Source organism: Asaia sp. BMEF1 (assembly GCF_051628905.1).
Classification (GTDB): Bacteria; Pseudomonadota; Alphaproteobacteria; order Acetobacterales; family Acetobacteraceae; genus Asaia.
On sequence record NZ_CP157575.1, the window covers coordinates 744,733 to 766,990 of the forward strand.

General features: G+C 61.8%; 18 protein-coding genes and 1 tRNA gene. 11 read left to right on the forward strand and 8 right to left on the reverse strand.

All coding sequences use genetic code 11. The features are described 5' to 3' along the window. Positions 1-100: 100 nt before the first annotated feature. The 3 genes from ABHV46_RS03255 to tsaD form a co-directional block, all read right to left on the reverse strand. Positions 101-190, reverse strand: a tRNA-Ser gene (locus ABHV46_RS03255). Positions 191-300: 110 nt separating this feature from the next. Beyond that, complete coding sequence (locus ABHV46_RS03260) at positions 301-495, reverse strand: hypothetical protein (protein ID WP_336945078.1); 195 nt, start codon at positions 493-495, stop codon at positions 301-303. Between the two features lie 73 nt (positions 496-568). Further along, positions 569-1,666, reverse strand: coding sequence for a tRNA (adenosine(37)-N6)-threonylcarbamoyltransferase complex transferase subunit TsaD (gene tsaD, locus ABHV46_RS03265; RefSeq protein WP_438382684.1), 1,098 nt, complete (start codon positions 1,664-1,666; stop codon positions 569-571). A gap of 79 nt (positions 1,667-1,745) precedes the next feature. On the opposite strand from tsaD, the gene hemC reads away from it, so the two are divergent. From hemC to ABHV46_RS03290, 5 genes are read left to right on the forward strand one after another with little or no spacing between them, the layout of a single operon-like run. Continuing rightward, positions 1,746-2,864, forward strand: a complete 1,119-nt coding sequence (gene hemC / locus ABHV46_RS03270; RefSeq protein ID WP_438382685.1) for a hydroxymethylbilane synthase — start codon at positions 1,746-1,748, stop codon at positions 2,862-2,864. Beyond that, on the forward strand, positions 2,857-3,603 hold the full coding sequence (locus ABHV46_RS03275) for a uroporphyrinogen-III synthase (protein ID WP_438382686.1): 747 nt from the start codon (positions 2,857-2,859) through the stop codon (positions 3,601-3,603). Before hemC ends, ABHV46_RS03275 begins: the two co-directional genes overlap by 8 nt. Further along, positions 3,600-4,433, forward strand: coding sequence for a 23S rRNA (adenine(2030)-N(6))-methyltransferase RlmJ (locus tag ABHV46_RS03280; protein ID WP_438382687.1), 834 nt, complete (start codon positions 3,600-3,602; stop codon positions 4,431-4,433). Before ABHV46_RS03275 ends, ABHV46_RS03280 begins: the two co-directional genes overlap by 4 nt. Further along, entirely contained in the window at positions 4,433-5,398 is a 966-nt protein-coding gene (locus ABHV46_RS03285) for an NAD(P)H-dependent glycerol-3-phosphate dehydrogenase (protein ID WP_438382688.1), read from the forward strand. The genes ABHV46_RS03280 and ABHV46_RS03285 overlap by 1 nt, the downstream gene beginning before the upstream one ends. Before the next feature lie 24 nt (positions 5,399-5,422). Next, complete coding sequence (locus tag ABHV46_RS03290) at positions 5,423-6,136, forward strand: TylF/MycF/NovP-related O-methyltransferase (protein WP_438382689.1); 714 nt, start codon at positions 5,423-5,425, stop codon at positions 6,134-6,136. A gap of 67 nt (positions 6,137-6,203) precedes the next feature. Here the strand turns inward: ABHV46_RS03290 and ABHV46_RS03295 are convergent, their stop codons facing one another. Further along, the gene (locus tag ABHV46_RS03295; protein ID WP_438382690.1) at positions 6,204-7,103 is read right to left on the reverse strand and encodes an MIP/aquaporin family protein; all 900 of its coding nucleotides are present in this window, start codon (positions 7,101-7,103) and stop codon (positions 6,204-6,206) included. A gap of 84 nt (positions 7,104-7,187) precedes the next feature. Then, the gene (locus ABHV46_RS03300) at positions 7,188-8,429 is read right to left on the reverse strand and encodes a NupC/NupG family nucleoside CNT transporter (RefSeq protein ID WP_438384214.1); all 1,242 of its coding nucleotides are present in this window, start codon (positions 8,427-8,429) and stop codon (positions 7,188-7,190) included. Positions 8,430-8,641: 212 nt separating this feature from the next. Between ABHV46_RS03300 and ABHV46_RS03305 the strand changes: the two genes are divergently transcribed. Next, on the forward strand, positions 8,642-9,130 hold the full coding sequence (locus ABHV46_RS03305) for a glutathione peroxidase (protein ID WP_438382691.1): 489 nt from the start codon (positions 8,642-8,644) through the stop codon (positions 9,128-9,130). Positions 9,131-9,150: 20 nt separating this feature from the next. On the opposite strand, the gene ABHV46_RS03310 is transcribed toward ABHV46_RS03305, so the two are convergent. Beyond that, on the reverse strand, positions 9,151-9,789 hold the full coding sequence (locus ABHV46_RS03310; RefSeq protein WP_336945070.1) for a LysE family translocator: 639 nt from the start codon (positions 9,787-9,789) through the stop codon (positions 9,151-9,153). A 466-nt stretch (positions 9,790-10,255) separates the two neighbouring features. Here ABHV46_RS03310 and murJ point away from each other — a divergent pair, with 466 nt between their 5' ends. From murJ to ABHV46_RS03325, 3 genes are all read left to right on the forward strand, one after another. Continuing rightward, on the forward strand, positions 10,256-11,815 hold the full coding sequence (gene murJ / locus ABHV46_RS03315; protein ID WP_438382692.1) for a murein biosynthesis integral membrane protein MurJ: 1,560 nt from the start codon (positions 10,256-10,258) through the stop codon (positions 11,813-11,815). Between the two features lie 154 nt (positions 11,816-11,969). Next, on the forward strand, positions 11,970-14,615 hold the full coding sequence (gene mutS / locus ABHV46_RS03320; RefSeq protein WP_438382693.1) for a DNA mismatch repair protein MutS: 2,646 nt from the start codon (positions 11,970-11,972) through the stop codon (positions 14,613-14,615). A gap of 82 nt (positions 14,616-14,697) precedes the next feature. After that, positions 14,698-17,472, forward strand: coding sequence for a [protein-PII] uridylyltransferase (locus ABHV46_RS03325; RefSeq protein WP_438382694.1), 2,775 nt, complete (start codon positions 14,698-14,700; stop codon positions 17,470-17,472). Here the strand turns inward: ABHV46_RS03325 and ABHV46_RS03330 are convergent. Then, a complete protein-coding gene (locus ABHV46_RS03330) occupies positions 17,452-19,146 on the reverse strand; it encodes a tetratricopeptide repeat protein (protein WP_438382695.1) in 1,695 nt (564 codons plus the stop codon). The two genes, ABHV46_RS03325 and ABHV46_RS03330, sit on opposite strands and share 21 nt — an antisense overlap. 56 nt (positions 19,147-19,202) lie before the next feature. Beyond that, positions 19,203-19,553, reverse strand: coding sequence for a DUF3147 family protein (locus tag ABHV46_RS03335; RefSeq protein ID WP_438382696.1), 351 nt, complete (start codon positions 19,551-19,553; stop codon positions 19,203-19,205). Between the two features lie 130 nt (positions 19,554-19,683). On the opposite strand from ABHV46_RS03335, the gene ABHV46_RS03340 reads away from it, so the two are divergent. Together ABHV46_RS03340 and thrC are read left to right on the forward strand one after the other, a co-directional pair. Further along, positions 19,684-20,763 carry an L-dopachrome tautomerase-related protein gene (locus ABHV46_RS03340; RefSeq protein WP_438382697.1) on the forward strand — a complete coding sequence of 360 codons (1,080 nt, stop codon included), beginning with the start codon at positions 19,684-19,686 and terminating at the stop codon, positions 20,761-20,763. Positions 20,764-20,845: 82 nt separating this feature from the next. Then, positions 20,846-22,252, forward strand: a complete 1,407-nt coding sequence (gene thrC, locus ABHV46_RS03345) for a threonine synthase (protein ID WP_438382698.1) — start codon at positions 20,846-20,848, stop codon at positions 22,250-22,252. Positions 22,253-22,258 lie beyond the last annotated feature (6 nt).

The following is a 22,258-nucleotide window of genomic DNA, read 5'->3' on the forward strand; positions in this document are numbered from 1 at the left end:
CGACCCGAAATGGATTTGCCGAGCGTTTCCACAACGTACCATGCGCGAAGGAGCGAGAGCGCTGTGGTAGTCTAACTGCAGCGATAGAAGCGGAAAGAGTTGGCGGAGAGGGTGGGATTCGAACCCACGGTACGCTTGCACGCACGGCGGTTTTCAAGACCGCTGCCTTCAACCACTCGGCCACCTCTCCCGCATCGCACTGGGGGGCGCCCCTGCGGCAAGAGCCGCTTCTTTGCCCTGTTTCAGAGAGCGTTGCAAGAGGGGCGTTCTCACGAACATGACCGCAGAAGCCCATTCCAGTCATCCCAGAAGATGAAATTTATAAATCAGTCCCCACAGTGTGGCGATAAGAAGTACGCCCACGGCGAAACATGGTAGAATGATCGACAACAGGAAACCGCTAACAGTCTGAGACGGTTCTGCAATACCGGCCTGCCTCTCTAGCTCAGAAGCCTTATTATCAGCGTTGAACCAAGCATCATCTTCTTTTGTCATGCTTGTCATCCCCCTGCTTCGATATTGACTTGAGATAAACAGGTTTTAAGCGTTAGGGCCAGACACCTTAATTTTAGTCAGTCTCGTCCGCCGCGATCTGACCCGCTGCGACGATTTCGGTCAGCGGCCATCGAGGCCGTGGCGCTGCCGAGATACCATCTTCCATTGCCTGACCTGCATGCCGATAAGACCGGATTGTCTCGATTGCTGCCCACCCCACCATCACCGCATTATCAGTGCATAAACGCAAGGGCGGCGCCACGAAGGGAATATCGGCATGGGTGGAGACGGTCTCCAGCGCCCTGCGGATCATTCCGTTTGCCGCGACCCCCCCGGCAACAACAAGGCTTCTGGCATCGGGGATCAGCGCCAGAGCATGGCGCGCCCTATCAGCCATCACTTCGCTGACACATCGCTGAAAGCTGGCTGCAATATCGGCGGCAAACGCACGCGGTAGCGCCTCCATCCCGTAAGAGGCGATCTGTCTGGCCACAGCGGTCTTGAGCCCGGAGAACGAAAAATCGCAGCCCTCGCGCCCCATCAAGGGCCGCGGCAGGTTGACGGCATCAGGTCGCCCCTCGCTCGCCAGTTTTTCCAGTGCCGGTCCGCCAGGCCAGCCTAGACCGAGCATTTTGGCAACCTTGTCGAAAGCCTCCCCCGCGGCATCGTCGATCGTCCCGCCGAGTTTTTCATAACTGCCCACCCCCCGCACGGCAACGCACTGGCAGTGCCCTCCCGAGACGAGAAGCAAAAGATACGGAAATTTAATCTCATGATCGACTACCCCCGGCAAGCGGGCGGTCAGCGCATGGGCCTCGATATGATTGACGGCAACAAACGGCCGATCTTTGGCGATAGCGAGCCCTTTTGCGTAATTGCTCCCCACGATCAGGCCGCCAATCAGCCCTGGCCCGGTACACGCGGCAAAGGCCCCGATCTCGTCGAGAGTCAGGCCTGATTTATCCAATGTTTCCGCCACGATTCCGGGAAGAAGAGCCAGATGAGCCCGCGCGGCAATTTCAGGCACCACCCCCCCGAGTGCTGCATGACCTGACTGGGTGTGAACCGTCTCGGCCAGAATAGCCCCGTCCGGGCTCAGGATGGCGCAAGCCGTCTCGTCGCAACTCGTTTCGATCGCGAGAATGGGAGAGGTTAAGGAAAAAATTGCCATATCTCCTGATAACGCGATGCAACGCATGAGGCGAGCCGTCTCTTTTCACGGATCACGCGGTGGAGTAGCAAGATCAGCCATGAAACAGATGACGATGCCCGAAGCGCTCATGTCCCAGAGCCTGCAATTACAACAGGTCGCTGCCGAAGCCATGCGCCGTCAGGCCTCGCCTCATCCGCCTACCTCACGTCACTCCCTGCCGCTGCGCGTCGGCACACGCGGATCGCCGCTAGCTCTGGTCCAGACGCGCGCTTTCCTGACCCGGCTGACCCGCTTCTGCCCGCTCCTGCGGGACATGGGCGCGTTTCAGGAGCACCCGATCAACACGACGGGCGATCAGGTGCAGTCACGCCGCCTCGCTGAAATCGGGGGAAAGGGACTGTTCGCCAAGGAGATCCACGAATCCCTGCTGGCACGGCAGATCGATTTCGCCGTCCACAGCCTCAAGGATCTCGAGACCACACTTCCCCCAGGCCTGACGCTCGCCTGCACGCTCAAGCGCGAGGATGCGCGCGACGTGCTGATCCTGAGTCCTGCCCTGCGTGGGAAGGCGAAGGCACTCGTGGCCGCGGGCCATTCTCCGCTCGACGCCCTGCCCTTCGGCGCCCATATCGGCTGCGCCTCGGTCAGGCGCCAGGCCCAGCTGCTTCATCGCCGCCCCGATCTGCGGTTCGGTCTGCTGCGTGGCAATGTGCAGACCCGTCTCGACAAACTGGCGGGCGGTGCTTGCGATGCGACCCTGCTCGCTCTGGCCGGGTTGCGCCGTCTGGGGATGGAAGATCGTGCCGACCTCATTCTGGACCCGGATCTCATGATTCCGGCCGCCGGTCAGGGCATTGTCGGCGTGACCGTACGTGAGGAAGATCGCGAATTGCTCGACCTGCTCTCTGCCATCGAAGACCCGGAGGCCCGCGCCGTTGCCACGGCAGAGCGCGCGCTGCTGGAAGTGCTCGATGGCTCATGCCGTACGCCAATCGGCGGTTATGCGCGCCTGCGAGCCAAAGCGCAGCCAGGCGGCAGAGGGCATTTCGGCGATCGTGAGCTTGTTCTGACCGGGCTCGTGGCACGAGAAGACGGCTCATTCCATCTCCAGCGCGAAATCTGCGGCGAACCGACCGAGGCGTTGCGTCTTGGGCGTGAGCTTGGTCTGTCGCTGCGTGCCGATTCCCCTGACGATATTTTCCAGGATCATGGCTGACCTCTACCGACGCACGGTTCTGGTCACGCGACCGGAGCCGGGTCTGAGCGATACCGGGTTCGCTCTTGAGCGTCTGGGCTGGGAACCCTGCCTTGCCCCGATGCTCAGGATTTATTCCGTGCCCATGAAGCAGGCTGGCGCAGTCGACCGCGTGATCGTGACGAGCGGCCAGAGCCTCGAAGCCCTGCGCGTTGCCCTGCCCCCTGCCACGCCGCTCACCGCTGTTGGCGCACGCACGGCCGAGCGCGCCAGAACGCTCGGCTTTACCGCTGTCGATTACGCTGAAGGCACTGCAAACTCTCTCGTGGGCCATCTGGGCAGAGCGGGCGGGCGCAACAGCGTGTTGCTTGCTACAGGGCGCAAACTGGGCGTCGACCTTGCGGCGCAGCTCAGAATGAACGGCTGGCGAGTCACACGCCGCGTCGTTTACCGCACTGAAGCGACCGAATCTCTTGCCCCGGCGGCACGCAGCCTGCTCGAACAGGAACGCGTTGCCGCGGTTCTTTTCTACTCTGCGGCTACAGCACGCGCCTTTCTCGACGCTTTCGGCGAAGAGCGCGGCCTGTTAGGCTCGGTTCGTGCTCTGGCGCTCTCTCCAACAATTGGCAGAACGCTCGGGGCGGCCCCTTTCCGCGAGATTGCAATCGCGCCTCGCCCGGAACAACAAGCCCTTCTCGCTCTTCTCGGCCCTCTTCCGACAAGCGACACAAACACAGCACGGAGAGAAATCGCGCCTTGAACTACCGCCACGCCTACCACGCGGGCAATTTTGCCGACATGATGAAGCACGGGCTGCTGCTCGTGATCCTGCGTCACCTCCTCCGCAAGCCAGCAGGGTTCTGCGTGCTCGATACGCATTCCGGCTGCGGTGCCTATGATCTCGACTCAGTCGAAGCCCAGAAAACCGGGGAGTGGCGCGAGGGGATCGGACGCTTCGAAACGATGCCGCAAGGCCCGGAAGGGCTGGTAGATTACCTGACAAGCATTCAGGCGCTCGGGTCGCCTGCCCGGTATCCCGGCTCGCCGAGCCTGATCGCCTCGGTACTGCGCGCCCAGGATCGGCTGATCTGCTGCGAACTGCACCCTGAAGATGCCGCAACGCTCAGGCGCAATTTTCGCCAGCAGAGCCAGGTCGCTGTGCATGAACGCGACGGGTACGGCGCGCTCAGGGCCTTTCTGCCGCCGCGCGACCTCAAGCGTGGCCTTGTCCTGATCGACCCGCCTTTCGAACAGGGTGATGAATTCGCCAGACTGGCCGAGGCCATCCAGACCAGCCGCAAGCTCTTCCCGATGGGCATTATCGCGGCATGGTACCCCATCAAGCATCGGGCGCCGGTCCGGCATTTTCACGACGCGCTGCGCGATGCCGGGCTGCGCGACCTGCTGGATTGCAGCCTGCTGTTGCGCACGCCCACCGATCCGACGCGTCTTAATGGCTGTGGGCTTCTGGTGGCTTCCCCCCCTTATCGCTTTGAAGAACAGGCGAGAGCCCTCCTCGATGCTCTCATGCCGGTGCTCGCACCGGGTGGCGAAGGCGGCGTCGAAATCAGACGGATCGCGGAGGAATAATGTCGCTCAAAGCTCCCCATATCGCCGTTATCGGAGCCGGGGCCTGGGGCATCGCCCTTGCCTGCGCAGCGTCCAGAGCCGGGGCACGCGTGTCGCTCTGGTCGCGTTCGCCAGTTGCCGCTGGGTGCCGCACCCTGCCTCGCCTTCCCGCCGTGACACTGCCCGATGCGGTCGATATCGTCTCGACGCTCCCTGAGCAGGTCGATCTCACGCTTGTGGTGGTGCCTATGCAGACCCTGCGAGAGATCGCACCGAAACTGCCTGGCAACTCGCCGCTCATTGCCTGCTGCAAGGGGTTGGAACTCGGAACGGGCGCCCTGCCGCTGGACATCCTCGCCGAAACGCAGCCGGGACGCCTATGCGCCGTTCTTTCAGGGCCAAATTTCGCTATCGAGGTCGCCAATGGAGCACCGGCTGCGGCAACAATCGCCGCAGCGTCGCTCGACGATGCCCATCGTTATGTCTCGATGCTTTCCTCCTCTCACTTCAGGCTCTATGCAAGCGACGATCCGACCGGCGTGCAGATTGCCGGCGCTGCAAAGAATGTCGTGGCCATCGGAGCTGGCATCGCAATCGGGGCCGGGCTGGGCGAAAATGCCCGCGCCGCACTCATCACCCGCGCCATCGTCGAAATCGGGCGCCTCGCTGCCGCCATGGGTGGGCGCGCCGCCACGATTGCCGGACTCAGCGGTCTGGGCGATCTCATCCTGACCTGCACTGGTGCGGGCTCGCGCAATTACAGCCTCGGGCTCGAACTCGGTCAGGGCGCGAGCCTTGCCGATATCCTGAGAACACGCAGTACCGTCGCCGAAGGCGTTGCGACCGCCCCAGCTCTCGCCGCCACTGCCAGAAAACTCGGAATTTCCATGCCAATCGTCGAGACCGTCTCCGCTTTTCTGGATGGCGCCATAGACCTCGGTCGGGCACGGCGATTGCTCCTCGAACGGCCGATCACGGTCGAATAACAAGAAGCCGAAAAGGACAAGACCATGTGGATGCGCAATGAGGCCATGCGCCGTTTCGTAAGCCGGAACCGTTTCGTGCGATTCCTCACCTTCGGGGTGCATAGCGCCATGCAGATGCGTCTTCTGAGCGGGCACAAGCATCCGGTGACCTTGCGACGTCTCAGCAAGGCACGCGCGGGAACCGATTCCCTGCTCAGCAGCGACGAGGCGTTCGTACTACATGAGCTGGCTCAGGCCCAATCTGTCTATGAGGGCGATCTGGCCGAATTCGGCGTCTATCGCGGCGCATCGGCGGAACTGCTCTGCATGGTCAAGGCGCATCGCACGCTGCATCTCTTCGACACGTTCGAGGGCCTGCCTGATCCCAGGGGCAAGGAGGGCAAGGTTTTCTCCAAGGGCGAATTTTACGGCTCGCTTGAGAGTGTAAAACGCAAACTCTCCGGTTATGAGAATGTCGCTTTCCACCCGGGTTTCTTCCCGGATTCGGCCAGCGATATGGGGGATGAGCGATACAGCTTCGTCCATCTCGACGTCGATCTCTATGAGGCGACTTTGGCAGGGCTCGCCTATTTCTATCCGCGCATGATTCCTGGCGGCATTATCCTGACCCATGACTATTCGATCATCGACGGTGTGTCTCAGGCCTTCGCGGAATTTCTGGCAGACAAACCGGAGCATGTCATCGAACTCCCGACCACACAGGCGATGATCATACGAAGCGCACAGGCGGCCTCCTGACCGCATTGCCTTCATCCGCCTGCGTATGCCGTAGCAGGCGCCCCCGCACGACGCGGGCAATGCCATCTCATCCGAGCCAGCGCCTCAGCAGACGCGGCCAGAAAAAGGGGGCGCGACCGTCATGCCCGAAATAGGCCAGACGGGCCTCGTGGAGGTGAATACGGCCGAAGACTTCGACCCGTATCAGAAGCAGCATAATAACGGCCCCTGAAAAGGGGCCGCATAGATAAACCCAGAAATCCTGCCAGGCGCCGGAGAACAGGGCCGGACCGACGCTGCGGGCGAGATTGGTGCTGTCACCTGAAAGCCAGGCCTCGAAAGGGTTGAGCACGAAAAATACCGGCCCTGTGACCCAAGCGGCAAAGGGGCGTAGCAGCGGGCGGGCGCCGCAGGTCAGCACCACAGCGACCAGAATGGCGGTGGTGCTGATCTCACCCACAAAAGCCCACCAGGCTGGCACGAGAGGCGACGGCATGGTGGCTGCAAAATGATCGGCGAGACACCATCTCCCCCAATGGGGCCAGATCAGACCACTTGCAGCAACGATCCCGGCACCGAAAACAGCGCCTGAAAGCTGCGCGAACATGTAGAAGAGCGTATCGGTCATCGTGAGCCGATTACCGAGGCAAAAGGCGAGACTGATCGAGGGGCTCATATGCGCGCCGCTCACACGCCCGAAAGGTGAGAGCGCCGCCAGCGTTGCGCTCAAACCAAAAGCAAGGCCCTCAAGCGCCGTCAGAAGATTGGGCCACTGCACCAACGCTCTTGCGATCGGGCTGAGAGGCGACCCGATGGCGACATTGGTGCAGATGCCACCGATCAGCAGCAGGGCAGTTGCCCAGAATTCGCAGACATAGAGCCTCGGGTGAAGGGCGTGTCCCGGCGCCGGACGGCCTGAAAGCGGCCTGTCCTCGGGGTGAGGATAAAGGTCGTGCGGCGCCTGTTCAGCTACCGAGCGTTCACCCATGACCCTGCCCCACTCCTGTCCGATACCACATATCGCGCCGGTAACCCGTTCGATCGGCGCTCGCAGTAACTGAACAAGCAGACGTCAGGCTGCAACAAACAGCCCCGTGATGGCCGCGCTCATGAGGTTGGATAACGTGCCTGCGATCACGCAACGCGACGCGATCGTGGCGATCTCAGCGCGACGGTCGGGCGCGACACTGCCGAACCCGCCGATCAGGATGCCAACGCTTGAGAAATTGGAAAAGCCGCAGAGTGCGACAGAAACAATCGCCAGATCGTGCCCGGAAAGCGTGTGGGCATGGATAAGCGGCGAGAGACCCACATAGGCGACGAATTCATTGAACGCGATCTTCTGTCCCAGAAAGCCGCCGATCAGAAACGATTCCGACCATGGGATACCGATCAGCCAGGCCAGCGGCGCCATTAGTGTACCGAGAACGGTAGAGAGACTGAGCCCCGGGAGATGCACCCACGCACCCAACCCATTCAGCATGCCATCGAGCAGCGCCGTGATTCCCACAAACGCAACCAGCACCGCGCCGACCGCGAAAGCGACACGGGCCCCGCTCATGGCGCCCTCTGCAAGCGCATCGAAAACGCCACTTGTTTCCAGCTCAGCCTTGGGCATGGGGTCATGCCCGGCATGAGAGTCTTCAGGCGTCGGCCAGAGCAATTTGGAAAAAAGCAGACCGCCCGGAATGGCCATGAATGATGCTGCCAGCAGGTAATGCATTGGCACACCGAGCCCTGCATAACCGGCCAGAACCGAGCCCGAGACCGAGGCCGTGCCCGAGCTCATGATGGTGAACAGCTCCGATCGTTGCAACTTGCTCAGATAGGGGCGCAGAACGACTGGCATCTCGCTCTGACCGAGAAAGACGGTCATGACGGCAGAAAAGGATTCTAGCGCGGTCGTGCCAAGCAAATGACGCAGCCCCTGCCCCACGGCACGCGCCAGGGCCTGCATCACCCCCCAATGATAGAGCAGGGCGATGATGGCTGAGACATAAACAATGGCGGGCAGCACCTGAAACGCGAAGACAAAGCTCTCCTGACCGAAAAGCGTCTCCATTTTCGGGCTGACCAATCCGCCGAACAGAAAATGCGTGCCGACCTGGCCATAGGCCAGAACTTCCCCCACCCCTTCTGCGAGCATACCGAAAACCCGGCGTCCCCAAGGGACGAAAAGCGCCAGCGCGCCGATCGCGCATTGCAGCGCCAGCGCTATCGCCACCTGGCGGTAATTGATGGCTTTGCGGTTACTAGACAGCAAAACACCCAGCGCCACGAGCACCGCAATACCGATCAAACCGCGCAGCGACATCAACGCGCCTTCACTCTCTGACTTTTTCGTCGCAGGCACTTCTTCCTGCACAGAAATGTCTTTTTTTAACAACGCGCTGGGAGGTCACCTCCCTCGCGAGAGAGACGTACCGCCGGCGAAACGGAAAAACGCACTCTGTCGAGATGCTTGCGTAGTGTCTAGTGGAAAGCCACATTGAAAAAACGGCTCACGACACGATGCGACGGATTATTATGACCAGCAGCTTCTACGATCTAGACATACCGGCCCTTTGTGGCGAACCGATCTCAATGGCCGAGTTCAAGGGTAAGGTGGTCCTGATCGCCAATACGGCGTCCAAATGCGGCTTCACACCGCAATATGAGGGGCTTCAGCATCTCTGGAGCCATTATGGTAAGAACGGCTTGGTCGTACTCGGCGTGCCGAGCAACGATTTCGGGCAGCAGGAACCAGGCACGGCGACCGAGATCCAGACCAGCTGCTCCCGCAATTATGGGGTGAGCTTCCCTATGGCCGCCAAATCCCATGTGAAGGGCAAGGAGGCTGTTCCCCTTTTCCGCTGGCTCGCGGCGCAGGGGGGCATGCTCTCCCTACCGCGCTGGAATTTCTACAAATACGTCGTTTCGCGCGAGGGCAAACTTGTAAACTGGTTCACCCCTCTCACCTCACCCGATTCTGGCCGGATGAAGGCCTCTGTCAAGCGCGCTATGATGGATCGTTAAGTACTTTGTGTCTGATCTGATCAGCCCTGACGCTCCAGCGCGAGCTTAAGGCCGAAAGCCACGAAAATACCCCCTGTCGCGCGATCGAGCGTCTTGACGATAGCCGGACGCGACAGGAAGGCACCGAGAGGCGCTGTCATAACAATGAGCAAGGAGAACCAGCTAAGCGTCAGCAGCACCTGGATGCCCGCCAGCAGCAGGGAGAACGTCACCACATTCGCTTCGTGCGGGATGAATTGCGGCAGGAACGTTATGAAGAAAATGCCTACCTTGGGGTTCAGCAGATTGGTCAGCAGCCCCTGACGGAAGCATTGGGCGCCCGACAGGCGATTGACCCGTGTGCCTGCTTCGACAGCATGACCCACATGACGGGGCCGCAGCAGAAGGCGCAGTCCGATCCAGAACAGATAAAGCGCGCCGACCCATTTGACGATCAGAAAGCCGATCGTCGACGCCGCAAGCAGAGCAGTGAGGCCGAAAGCCGCACCCAGCCCCCAGACGAATAGCCCGAGTGTGATACCGAGCGCGGCGCAAAACCCGGTACGCACCCCCGATACGGTGCTCGTGCGCAGGACGAAGGCCGTATCGAGCCCTGGCACCAGAGTGAAGACACCCGCAGCGAGGATGAAACTCGTCAGTGAGAGAATGATTGGGCTCATAGCCGTGTGCCTCGATAGTTCTTTTGCAAGGAGCTTACCGTGCGCTTTCGAGCGAACGAAACACGACCCGCGCCCGCATTTACAGGCACGAAGACACGCGCGCCCGACGCGGCAAGCGCCCTGACATAAGGCTTTCTGCCAGAGACCCGCTTGGATCGCAATTTCCGTGAAGAGGCCAGACCGGATGCGCATCATGAGGGGGGTGGGCCTCGATGAGCATGCCCGAAAGCACAGTTACACCCGGATTATTCGGTAAAACCCCACCGTGCGGGCCGGACACAAGAAAGAGAGACGCAAATCCGCCATAATCTACCTTGCTTTATAACTGCCTGACGACGCGCGGTTTTCCGAGCTGCTGCCTCGTCTTTCCAATATACGACAAGCTTTCGCCCGGCCATGGCACATTACCCCGCTTGCGTCTAAACAGGCGCGTTCCTGATGTTTGTTTTTCGACTGGAAGCCCGGAATGCTCCGTAACCTGATCACCGTTGGTGGTTGGACCATGCTGTCACGTGTCCTCGGCCTGGTGCGCGACCAGCTTCTTGCAGCGTTTCTAGGTGCCGGCCCGGTTCAGGACGCCTATCAGATCGCGTTTCGTCTACCCAACATGTTTCGCCGCCTTTTTGGTGAAGGCGCCTTCAACGCCGCTTTCGTACCGCTGTTTACCGAACGGCTGACTACGAGGGGCGAAGAGGACGCTACGCGTTTTGCCTCTCAGGCGCTGGGTTGCCTCAGCGCCTGGCTGCTAGGCGTGACGATACTGGGCGAGGTTTTCATGCCCTGGATCATCGAGCTGATTGCGCCCGGGTTCGATCATGGTGGCGGGCGTTTCGAGCTGGCAGTTCGCCTCACCCGTATCACTTTTCCCTATCTCATCCTGATCTGCACGGCCGCGCTGGTCGCCGGGGTCCTGAACGGTCTTCATCGTTTTTCGATGGCAGCCGGGGCCTATGTCTCTTTCAATATCGTGGGCATCGCCGCCATTCTTCTCGGTGCGCTCGTCTTCAAAGACACCGCCACATGGACCGCAATCGGCATCACCGTTTCCGGCTTCGTGCAGCTCGGCCTGCTCCTCTGGTCGGTCAGGCGGGCGGGCATGCGCCTCTCTCTGCCCAAGCCGCGACTGACACCTGAAATGCGCGACATGCTGCGGCGTCTCTGGCCCGGCCTTCTCGGTTCCGGCGCGACGCAGCTCAATCTGACCGTCGATACGCTCATCTCGACGCTTCTGCCCGCCGGCTCGATTTCGTGGCTCTACTTTGCGGACCGCGTCAATCAATTGCCTCTTGGCGTGCTCGGGGCTGCCGCTGGCACAACGCTGCTTCCGGTTCTGACGCGTCATGCCGCAGCTCGCGACAATGCGGGAGGCCAGCAAACGCTCAACCGCGCCATCGATTACGCCGCGATTCTTACCTTTCCCGCCTGTTTCGGCCTTCTGGCGCTGGCACCGGAAATCATGGCGACGCTCTTCGGCTACGGCAAATTCACGACAGAAGATGCCCTGTCTTCTGCCCAGTCATTGCGCGCCTACGCTTTGGGCCTGCCTGCCTTCATCATGATCAAGGTACTGTCTCCCGGGTTTTTCGCCCATGGCGACACCAAGACACCGGTCAGGATCGGCTTCATCACCATTGCACTCAATCTCGCGCTCAATCTGATGCTCTATCGTCCTCTGGCCCATGTCGGACCGCCACTGGCCAGCACGATCGCCGCCCTCGTCAATCTCGGCTTTCTGGCGGTCATCCTGCATAGACGCGACGTCTTCTGCCCCGATCGCGCCCTCATGCAACGCCTGCTGCGAATCATGGCGGCATCGTTCGTGATGGCCATTGTGACCCTCACCCTCACGCGGCTCATCGCCCCGGGTCTCGTGATGTGGCACGGGCTGCTCAGGGCCGCCATGCTCGGTCTGCTGATGGGTCTTGCGGGCGCGATATACGTCTTGGCGCTTTGGGCCTTCGGTGTCGCCAATCCCGAGCGCCTGCTGCGGCGCTTGCTGCGCCGCAAGCACGCTTCGCAGCCATGATAAAGCTTTTGCGCGGGCGGTTTTCCTGACCGAAACGTCAAGCGTTGCGAAATTATCATGGCTCAGGCGGCATCGCCCATCCGTGTCGTAAGGGGGTGTTCACAGTCGGGCGCTGGGCAGCTAGAATTCCGCTCATGTGGCGAGCTTCCCCTTCATGACGACCCCGGAGATTACCGGCATCATCCCATCTGCCGAGGGCGCAACCCCGGCAATGGCGCAATGGTTTGCGCTCAAGGCGCAGGAGCCCGATGCCCTTCTCTTTTTCCGTATGGGCGATTTCTACGAGCTGTTTTTCGCCGATGCCGAGACCGCTGCCATGGCGCTCGATATCAGCCTCACCACGCGCGGCAAGCATAACGAGAACCCGATTCCCATGTGCGGTGTGCCGGTGGCCGCCGCTCCGGCCTATCTTGCCAGGCTGATACGACGCGGTTTTCGCGTGGCGGTGGCCGAGCAGACCGAGCAGGCCCGCAAGCCGGGTGAAGCCCCCCAGAAAGGCCCGCTCGCGCGCGCCATCGTGCGACTGGTGACCCCCGGCACACTGACCGAGGAAGAACTTCTCGAAGCGGGCCGCCAGAATCTCCTTCTCGCTTTGGCAACCCCCACGAAGAAGATGCGCGGCTCCACGCCCTGCGGTGCGGCCTGGATCGATATTTCCACGGGCTCGTTCGAGACGGCCTCACTCTCTCAGGATCAGATCGACGAGTTGCTTGCGCGGCTCGACCCCTCAGAGATTCTCGCCGATCCGGCGCTGGTGCCAGATCCGTTTTCCACCCGTGTCGCGCCGAGCGTCACCCTGCCCGGGCTCGAAACAGCCCGCTCGCGCATGGCGCAGGCTTTCGATGTCGCGCAGATCACCATTCTTGGCGATTTTTCAGACGAGGAAATCCGCGCCGGGGCACTGATTCTCGATTATGTGCGCCGCAGCCAGGCAGGGACGATGCCCCGCATCGCACGCCCCCTGCGCCGTGACGATTCGGAAACGCTGGGCCTCGACCCGGCGACACGCGCCAGTCTCGATCTGGTCCAGGCGCGTGACGGCACGACCACCCATACGCTTTTCGCTTCGGTCGATCGCTGTGTGAGTGCGGCTGGCCAGCGGCTTCTGGCACAATGGATCGCAGCCCCCTCGACCGATCTCGCGCTCATTCAGGTGCGTCAGGGCGCCTGGTACTGGATCGCGGAGCAGCCGGGGCTGATAGAGACCCTGACACCGCTACTCAAGAAGGCACCGGACTTGGCGCGCGCCCTGGGGCGCCTCTCGACCGGGCGGGGTCTGCCGCGCGATCTGGCGGCAACGCGCGATCTGCTTCAAGCGGCCGATGCGCTGGTCGCGGTGCTCGAACCGATCTGCACCGATTCAACGCCTTCCCTGATCCGCTCGCTCTTTGCCGGCCTGTATGGCAGGGCCGACGCGCTGCTGAACACATTGGAAAAGGCCCTCGCCGAAAGCTTGCCCGCCCGCGTCGAGGATGGTGGCACCATCGCAACCGGCTTCGATGCCGATCTCGACCGCTATCGTGGCCTGCGCGACGACAGCAAGCGCACGCTTGCCGCCATGCAGCAACGCTATGCCGAGCAGTTCAACGTCGCCACGCTCAAGATCAAGCATCACGCCCAGCTCGGCTACATTATAGAGACCTCTGCGCTGCATGCCGCAAAACTGCGCGACCGGCCCGAGCTGTCGTTTCGACAGGGCACGGCCAATCTGGTGCGTTTCACGACCGACGAGCTGCTCGAACTCGATCGTGCTATTCTCGAAGCCGCCGACCGGGCTGCGGCGACCGAGCGTCGCCTGTTCGCCGCCCTGGTCGCCGAAACCGTCTCTCATCCTGCCCTGCCCGAACTCGCGGCACTTTTCGCCATGGCCGACGTTCTGACCGGCTGCGCAAAACTGGCGCAAGGCGGCGCCTGGTGCAGCCCGGAAATGACACAGGACCAGGAATTCGAACTCAAATCCTGCCGCCATCCTGTCGTCGAGGCCGCCCTCGGCCGGGCGACACGCTTCATTCCCAATGACTGTCATCTTCCTCCCTCGCAGCGGGTCATGCTGCTGACGGGGCCGAACATGGCGGGTAAATCGACCTTTCTGCGCCAGACCGCGCTGGCGGTCATTCTGGCGCAGGCCGGACTGCCCGTTCCGGCGGAAAAGGCCCGGATTGGCATCGTGGACCGGTTGTTCTCCCGTGTCGGCGCCGCCGACGATCTTGCACGCGGCCGCTCGACGTTCATGGTCGAAATGACCGAGACGGCAGCCATTCTGCGTCAGGCCGGACCACGCTCCCTCGTGGTAGTCGATGAGATCGGGCGCGGCACCTCCACGCTCGATGGTCTCGCCATTGCCTGGGCCACGCTCGAGGCACTGCACTCCCAGCTTGGGTCACGAACGATTTTCGCGACCCATTTTCATGAACTCTGCAGCCTGTCTGATTCGATGCCGCGCCTGACGCCCTATACGATGGCCGTGCGCGAATGGCAGGGCGACGTCGTTTTCCAGCACGAGGTCCGCAAGGGATCGGCCAGAAAGAGCTGGGGCGTCCATGTCGCTCAGCTCGCCGGTGTTCCCATGCCTGTCGTGCAGCGCGCCACCCGTCTGCTTGCTGCACTCGAGCGCGAACAGGGCCGAAGCGTGCCGCAGCTGCCCCTGTTCGAAACTGCCGCGCCCCAATGTGAAGAGCCGGACAGGCTGCGCGAGGCGCTGGAAGCGATCGACCCTGACGCGCTCTCGCCCAAGGCAGCGCTTGAAGCGCTTTACGCGCTGCGCAAACTTGCGCTTGAAACAAAGAACGATTTGACCTGATGATGATCATCCCTGGTCTTCTGCAACGCCCCCATAGTTACGGATCTTAATGCGCGAACCGATCTCCCTCCAAGAAACCGACATGCAGGCCGCCCTTGCCGCAGCACTCGACCGTGTGCGTCAGGCAGATGGCACTGTTTCGCGCGAGGATGCCGTCAGTCTCTTTCGTCGCCATATCGGGCGTCACCAAGGCGAGATCCGTCGTCTGTTCGAGGGGCGGCAGCTCAAGGGCATCGCCGCCGCGTCAATTCTTGCCCAGTTGATGGGCGGCGCCATTGCGAGCCTGTTCGATCTGGCGCGCATTATGACCGGCGCACCCGGCTCCGGGCTATGCCTTTGCGCCACCGGCGGCTTCGGCGCAGGACTTCTGGCACCCTTTAGCGATATCGATCTCCTGTTCCTGACTGGCGAAAACCCTGTGCCCGAGACCACCGCACAGGTGGAATACATGCTCTATTTCCTGTGGGATCTGGGCGTACGAGTCGGCCACGCCACACGCTCGATCGAGGGCTGTCTTGACGCGGCGCGAGAAGATCTGACCATTCGCACCACGCTGCTCGACGCACGACGCATCGTGGGCGATGAAGTGCTTTTTGCCGATTTCGGCATCCGGTTCAGCAAACGGGAAGAAGGCGCGCTTTCGTTCATTCATGACAAGATCGATGAGCGTGAGAAACGTCACAAACGGTTCGGCGACAACCCTTATATGGTTGAGCCGAATATCAAGGAGGGACGCGGTGGCCTGCGCGACCTCCAGACCCTGAACTGGATGACCAGGGTTCTGCAAGACAATGACGGCCTGAACCCGGCCTCGAAACTCAAACCCCACGAACCCGCTTTCACGACACTCGGTCTCCTGACCGAACAGGAAGCCAACCGCGCCAGACGCGCCTGGAACTTCCTCTGGACCATCAGGCTCCATCTCCATTACATCGCCGGTCGCGGCGATGAACGCCTTGCCTTCGACGTGCAACCCGTCATCGGTGGCCGCATGGGTTATGCGGGCCATGGGCGCCAGCAGGGCGTCGAACGCTTCATGCGCCACTACTTCCTAACAACACGTGAAGTCATGCGCCTGAGCCGGATTCTCGAACCCAGCATCATGCAGCGTCTGCAGGGGCCAATCCGTGAGGCCGCTTATCAGGGCCCCGGCCTGAGCACCGAGGATGCCGTCCACTTCCGCCTCATCAACGAGCAGATCGCCCCCGCCGATACGGCCTGCTTCGACAGCGAGCCGCGCCTGATGGTGAAGATGCTCGATGCTGCGTTTCGCGAAAATCTGGTTCTGCACCCGACGGCCATTCAGCAACTCATCCGCAATGAGCGTCGCATCGCCTCGCTGCGTGACGACCCGCTCACCATGCAGGTCTTTCTCTCCTTGCTGATGCAGCCTACGGAAATGAACCGCGAACACGCCCGCCCGAGCGGGGCGGACTGGCTGACCATCCTCAACGATACCGGATTTCTGGGCGCGCTGCTGCCCGACTGGTCGCGTATCGTCGGCCAGATGCAGTTCGATACCTATCATATCTATACGGTCGATGAGCATAATATCGAAGCCGTGCGGATGCTGGGGTGGATCGAGGCCGGGGCGATGGCCGACGAGATCCCGCTCGTCTATGAGCTGGCCCGCGACATGCAGTCGCGCCGCGCGATGTACGTGGCGACCCTGCTTCATGACATCGCCAAGGGCCGTGGGGGCGATCACTCGGTGCTCGGTGCGGAAGTCGCCCAGCAGGTCTGCCCTCAGCTCGGCCTTGATGCCGAGGAAACCGAGACGGTGTCGTGGCTGATCCTGCATCACCTTCTGCTCAGCCAGACGGCCTTCCGCCGCGATATCGACGATCCGCGCACCATTCTCGACCTTGCCGATATCATCCAGTCGCCGGAGCGTCTGCGCCTGCTGCTGCTGCTGACCATCGCCGATATGCGCGCAGTCAGCCCTAATGTCTGGAACGCCTGGAAGGCAACGCTGCTTCGTGAGCTTTACTCACGCGTAGCCGAAGTGCTCGAGGGCGGTCTCGCCGCGACCGAACGCGACGAGCGCGTCAGCCATGCCAAGGAGCTGGTGCGCGACGGCCTTGTGCAGCAGGGTATTGCAGGCGAACAGGCCGATCATTTCCTGTCGCTTGGCTATGCAGGCTATTGGCTCGGCTTCGACGCGGATACCCATATCCGTCATGCCCGGCTGGTGCTGGATTCAGAGGTGCACTCGGCCCCGCTCACTATCGAGGCCACGCCGATTCCGCAGCGCGACGTGACGGAGATCACGATATTCAGCGCTGATCATTCCGGGCTTTTTTCCCAGATCGCAGGTGGGCTCGCCGTTGCAGGGGCTTCCATTGTCGATGCACGTATCCACACGCTCAGCGACGGTATGGCCCTCGACACGTTCTGGGTGCAGGACGGCAATGGTCGCGCTTTCGAGACACCGCTTCAGCTTGCGCGTCTAAACAGCCTGATCGAACAGGCGCTCTCAAGCCGCCTCGCCATCGGGGCCGAGCTGGAGCGTCTGTCAGACCAGCGCGCAGCGCGGCGAATGCGAGCCATTCACGTGCCTTCACGCGTGGTTATCGATAATCGCGCTTCCGAACGGCATACGATTATCGAGATCAACGGGCGTGACCGTCCCGGCCTGCTTTATGACATCACCCGCACGATCAGCGAGCAGTCCCTGCAAATCTCATCCGCGCACATCACCACCTACGGCATGCGCGCGGTTGACGTTTTCTACGTGCGCGACCTGGTCGGGCTCAAGGTCACGTCGGATAGCCGCATGGCTGAAATCCGCACTGCGCTCATCGCCACGCTGAGCGGGGGCGACACCAGCCATCCTTCAAAACCCGTCGCGGCCTGATCTTTCCTTCAGAGCCTCTACGACACGGGCGATCACCGGTGGCCAGGCCTGTGCCGGGGGCAAAAGCCCCTCGGACCTGAACACGCGCATTTTCCGATACCAGTCCGGCCCCTGCCAGCGCCAGTCGCCCCCCTCGCGGTCGAGCAGCCAGAATGGCACCCCCATGGCACCAGCCAGATGGGCCAGCATCGTATCGACGCCTATCACGAGGTCACAGCATGCCATGGCATGCGCTGTCTCGATGAGGGTCGCGCCCACACCCTGCGCCATTCCCTCAGGCGCGTCGCCCTGCTGAAAATTGACGAAATCCAGACCGTGGATAGCCAGAAGGGGCGCGAATGAGCCAGCCGGAAGAGAGCGCCTCGCATCGAAGCGATAACCTGCACTCCCAGCCCGGAAAATACCGATCCTCCCCCACTCTCGGGCACGACCGAAATCGAGATAGGGCGCGGGGTCGATCTGCGTCACTCCCAAAAGCGCAGGCAGGCTCAGCAGGGAACAGCCAAGCGACGCCTCACCCTCAAGCTGAACCCGTCCCGATTGGAGCAATGGCGCCATTGCAGGCATGACATCGAGCAGAGACCGGACCGGCTCGGGCAGTACGAGAACCAGCGGCGCGCGCTGGGCCGCCGCCGGTACGAAGCGCAGAAACTGGATCATGTCGCCCAGCCCCTGCTCCGCCTCGACGCACACACGCGTCTCCATGACCTCGCCTCGCCAGGGCGCCTCGAAGGGCTTCAGGCCCAATACTTGCCGACGCGACTCAAAAAGCTTCCATCCCTCCGCAAAATCACCCGAGGCGAGTGCGATCATCGAAAGGTTGAAGCGCGCCTGTGCCGCCAACGCGCCATCGCCCTGCATGGCGTTGCGAAAAACGGTTATCGCCTCACCCTGTCTACCGGTCTCGGCCAGAAGCGTTGCTCGGTTGACCGCCACGATTCCGTCTTCCGGCGCCTGCTCGACCGCCCTGGAGAAAGCCGCATCGGCCTCTGCGAATAGGCCCAGGGCCTGACAAACCAGTCCGAGATTGTTCAGTGTCTGCGCACTCGGCGTTGCGAGGGCCACCGCCCTTTCGAGGGCCTCATACGCGGCCTTCATGTCTCCCTTTTCGAAGCGCGCGGCGCCGAGATTGGCGAACGCCGCCCCGTCCTCAGGGCAAAGCGCGGCAAGCGCCTCGAAGGCTTTGGTGGCGGCGCCGAAGCGGCGCTCTGCCATGAGAAACGCGCCATGTCGCATCAAAAGCGGCACTGGCTCTGCGGCGAGTGACAGGGCTTCGGCAAAAACGGATGCCGCCTCTTCTTCCCGAGCGCTTCGATAAAGCAATTCCGAAAGAAAAGCCTTTGCCCTGAACTCCCGCGGTTCGAGCAGCAGCACGACGCGGCAGGCTGCCACCGCTTCATGCAAATGCCCGGCTTCATCGAGGGCTGCCGCAAGTGTCAGGTGAAATTGGGCTTTTTCGCGATCGCCTTCGGCCAGAGTGAGCGCGTGCGCCACAGAAGCGATGGCGAGGCGTGGCTGATTTGTGTGCCGGGCGACGCAGGCCAGACCGTGCCAGGCCGCCCCGCAATCGGGTGCCTCGGCAAGAACGGCCCGGAACAGCGCCTCTGCCCGCACGGAATCGCCTCCTGCGAGATAGGCCAGAGCAGTGTCGACGCGCGAAGTATAAAGAGCCATCCGGCAATCATGACGGTTCGCCCGATGGCTTTCAACCGCCCCTCTCCCGCCTTTACTTACAGAACAAGACCGAAGCGCGGACCGATCCATGTGACCGCGCAATAGAGCGCAATTGTGAGCAGACATCCGAGCCCTAAAGCAGGCCAGAATCCGACGCCATGACGCAGCAAGGCCGGAATGAGCAGGAACATCGGCAAAGAAGGCAGCACATACCAGAAAGTCGCCCCGGCATGGTCGGCCATGTTTTCAGCGTCAGGCTTTTCGGCCCAGAGCCAAATCATGCCCAGAACCGATACCAGCGGCAGCGACGCGATCAGGGCACCGAAACCCGGATACCGACGCGCGATTGTCGAGGCAATTGCGATCATCACGCCCGAGAGGGCCGATTTGAGAACAAGGGCGAGCATGGCAGACCTAGCTTGAGGAAAAAGACAGAAAGCGGCCTCTCCCGCACGCAGGAACCGGCGAGGCGTTCAAAAACAGTATCGGAAAGCGCGGTCAATCTTGCACGGGGTCCGAATGGGCTTACAAGGAGGCATGGTCGCTTTTCTTCCCAAGCTGCGTCGAACCGCTTTCTGCACAATGGCGCTCGCGCTCGCCGTGACATGGGGCCCTGCCCCCGCGCAGGCTGCCCATGAACGCCCCTGGCTGGCTGACACCGAGGCGGCAAAAATCGCTCTGACCATAAATCTGCCGGGCAAAGCTCTCTGGCGACAGGCACTCCCGCTTGCCGATGGCAGCGTAATTCTTCTGCGTGAGCCCGGCACAGACGAAAACGGCCCTTATCTGGCGCGGCTGAATGCTGGGGCCAGCGAGACCACACCGCTCGTTCCGGATTGGGGCGACAGCGCCGACAAAACGCGCGGCCCTGCCGGTTTCGCGCCTTCGGCCCTTGCCAGTGATGAACATGGTGCCTTGTGGCTGATCGATCGGGCTACGACCGGGTTTCCGCCTCGCCTGATCCGCCTCGATCCGGTTTCGGGCAAGGTGTTGTCAGAACAGAACTTGCCGCCCGAGGGCGTCACGAAGAGCACCCTCTTCACTGCCCTCGCCGTGCGTGGCCAGACGGCCTATCTGGCCGATGAAGGCGGGGTATCACTCACCATGGTCGATATGGCGCGCCATCAGGCCACGCGTTTCTTTGCGGGATACCCGACCTCACGCGGTCATCTGCCGCTCAGCGTCGATCGCCATACGGTCATGGGGGGGGATGGCCACCCTCTGACACGCGACCTTGCCTATCTCGCGCTCGAAACCGACGGCAAATGGCTCTATGAGCTGACGCCTACCGGCCCGATCTATCGCCTCTCTACCGATCTGTTGACCGATCCCTCGGTCACGCTTTCGGAACAGATGGAAGGCGTAACACAGTGGCGCGGCACGCCGACCGTGAGCGGCATCACGCTGGACGACAAGGCCACGCTCTATCTGACCGATATCGATAATGGCAGGCTTCTGAGCTTCGACACAGCGCGTCACCCTCACATCCTGCTGGTTGCCCCGCAACTCGTTCGGGCGGGCATGCCGGGCTGGGCCAAACCAACCGGTCCGAACGGCAAATCCGGGCAGATATGGGTGCCGACAGGTCACACGCTCTTACGCATCGACCTGCCCTGAACTGCGCCCATGTCACCCCCTCGCCTTTACCGCTTTATCGCGTCATTCTCCCTATTCGTGTCTCTGAACCATGAAGGCTAACATGCTGTACCGTTCCACTCGCGGCGATGCGCGCCCGCGCTCCTTCTCGGACATTCTTCTGGCCGGTCTGGCTGAGGATGGTGGGCTTTACATGCCTGAAACCTGGCCGCGCTTCACGCCCGATGAATGGCGCGCCATGCGCGGCCTCTCCTATCCCGACCTAGCGGCGAAAATCCTGTCGGTTTTTGCCGCGGGTAATATCGATCTGCCGACCCTGCAACGCCTCTGCGCCAAGGCCTATGCCGGGTTCTCCCACGCCGCCATCGCGCCGCTGGTCGAAGTCGAGAACGGGCTGTTCTCGATGGAGCTTTTTCACGGCCCGACGCTTGCCTTCAAGGACATGGCGATGCAGCTTCTGGGCCAGCTTTTCGAGCATGTACTGACCGAACGTAACCAGCGCGTCACCATTGTCGGTGCAACATCGGGCGATACAGGCTCGGCAGCGATTGAAGCCTTTCGTGGCAGCCCGCATCTTTCGGTTGCGATCCTGCACCCGATGGGGCGCACATCGGATGTGCAGCGCCGCCAGATGACAACGGTCAAGGATGACAACATCCTGAATATCGCGGTCGAAGGCACGTTCGACGATTGTCAGGACATGGTGAAGGCGATGTTCGCCGATACCTCCTTTCGTGACGAGATCGGCCTCTCGGCGGTCAATTCCATCAACTGGGCGCGCATCGCGGCACAAATCCCGTATTACGTGCGTGCTGCCCTGATGATGGGGGCACCCAACCGCGAGATTTCCTTCGCCGTGCCGACAGGCAATTTCGGCAATGTGCTCGCCGCCTGGGCTGCCAGCCAGATGGGCCTGCCGGTGCGCCGCCTGTGCATCGGCTCGAACCGCAACGATATTCTGACGCGCTTCCTGACCAGCAACGACATGTCGATGCGCGCCGTCGAGCCCAGCCTGTCGCCTTCGATGGATATTCAGGTATCGTCGAATTTCGAGCGCCTGCTGTTCGAAATGCTCGACCGCAACCCTGAAGCCTGCCGCGACACGATGCTCGGCTTCCGCCAGACGGGCCGCATGAGCGTCGATCAGGCGGTCTGGACACGGGCCAATGAGCGTTTTGGCGCGCTCATGCTCGATGACGAGGCAACGCTGGCCGAGATGAAAGCGCTCCACGACAATTCGGGCTATCTCGCTGACCCGCATACCGCCATCGGCCTCGCGGCTGGACGCGAGGGACAGGAGCCGGGCATTCCCATGATCGTGGCGGCCACGGCGCACCCGGCCAAGTTCCCCGATGCCGTGCGCAAGGCAACTGGCATCGACCCTGCTCTGCCGCCTCATCTGGCCGATCTGTTCTCACGTGAGGAACGCTATGAGACGCTTGCCAATGAGCTGAACATTATCGAAGACGCCGTGCGCCGCCATATCAAGGCCCATACGCATACGGCCTGAACCTGA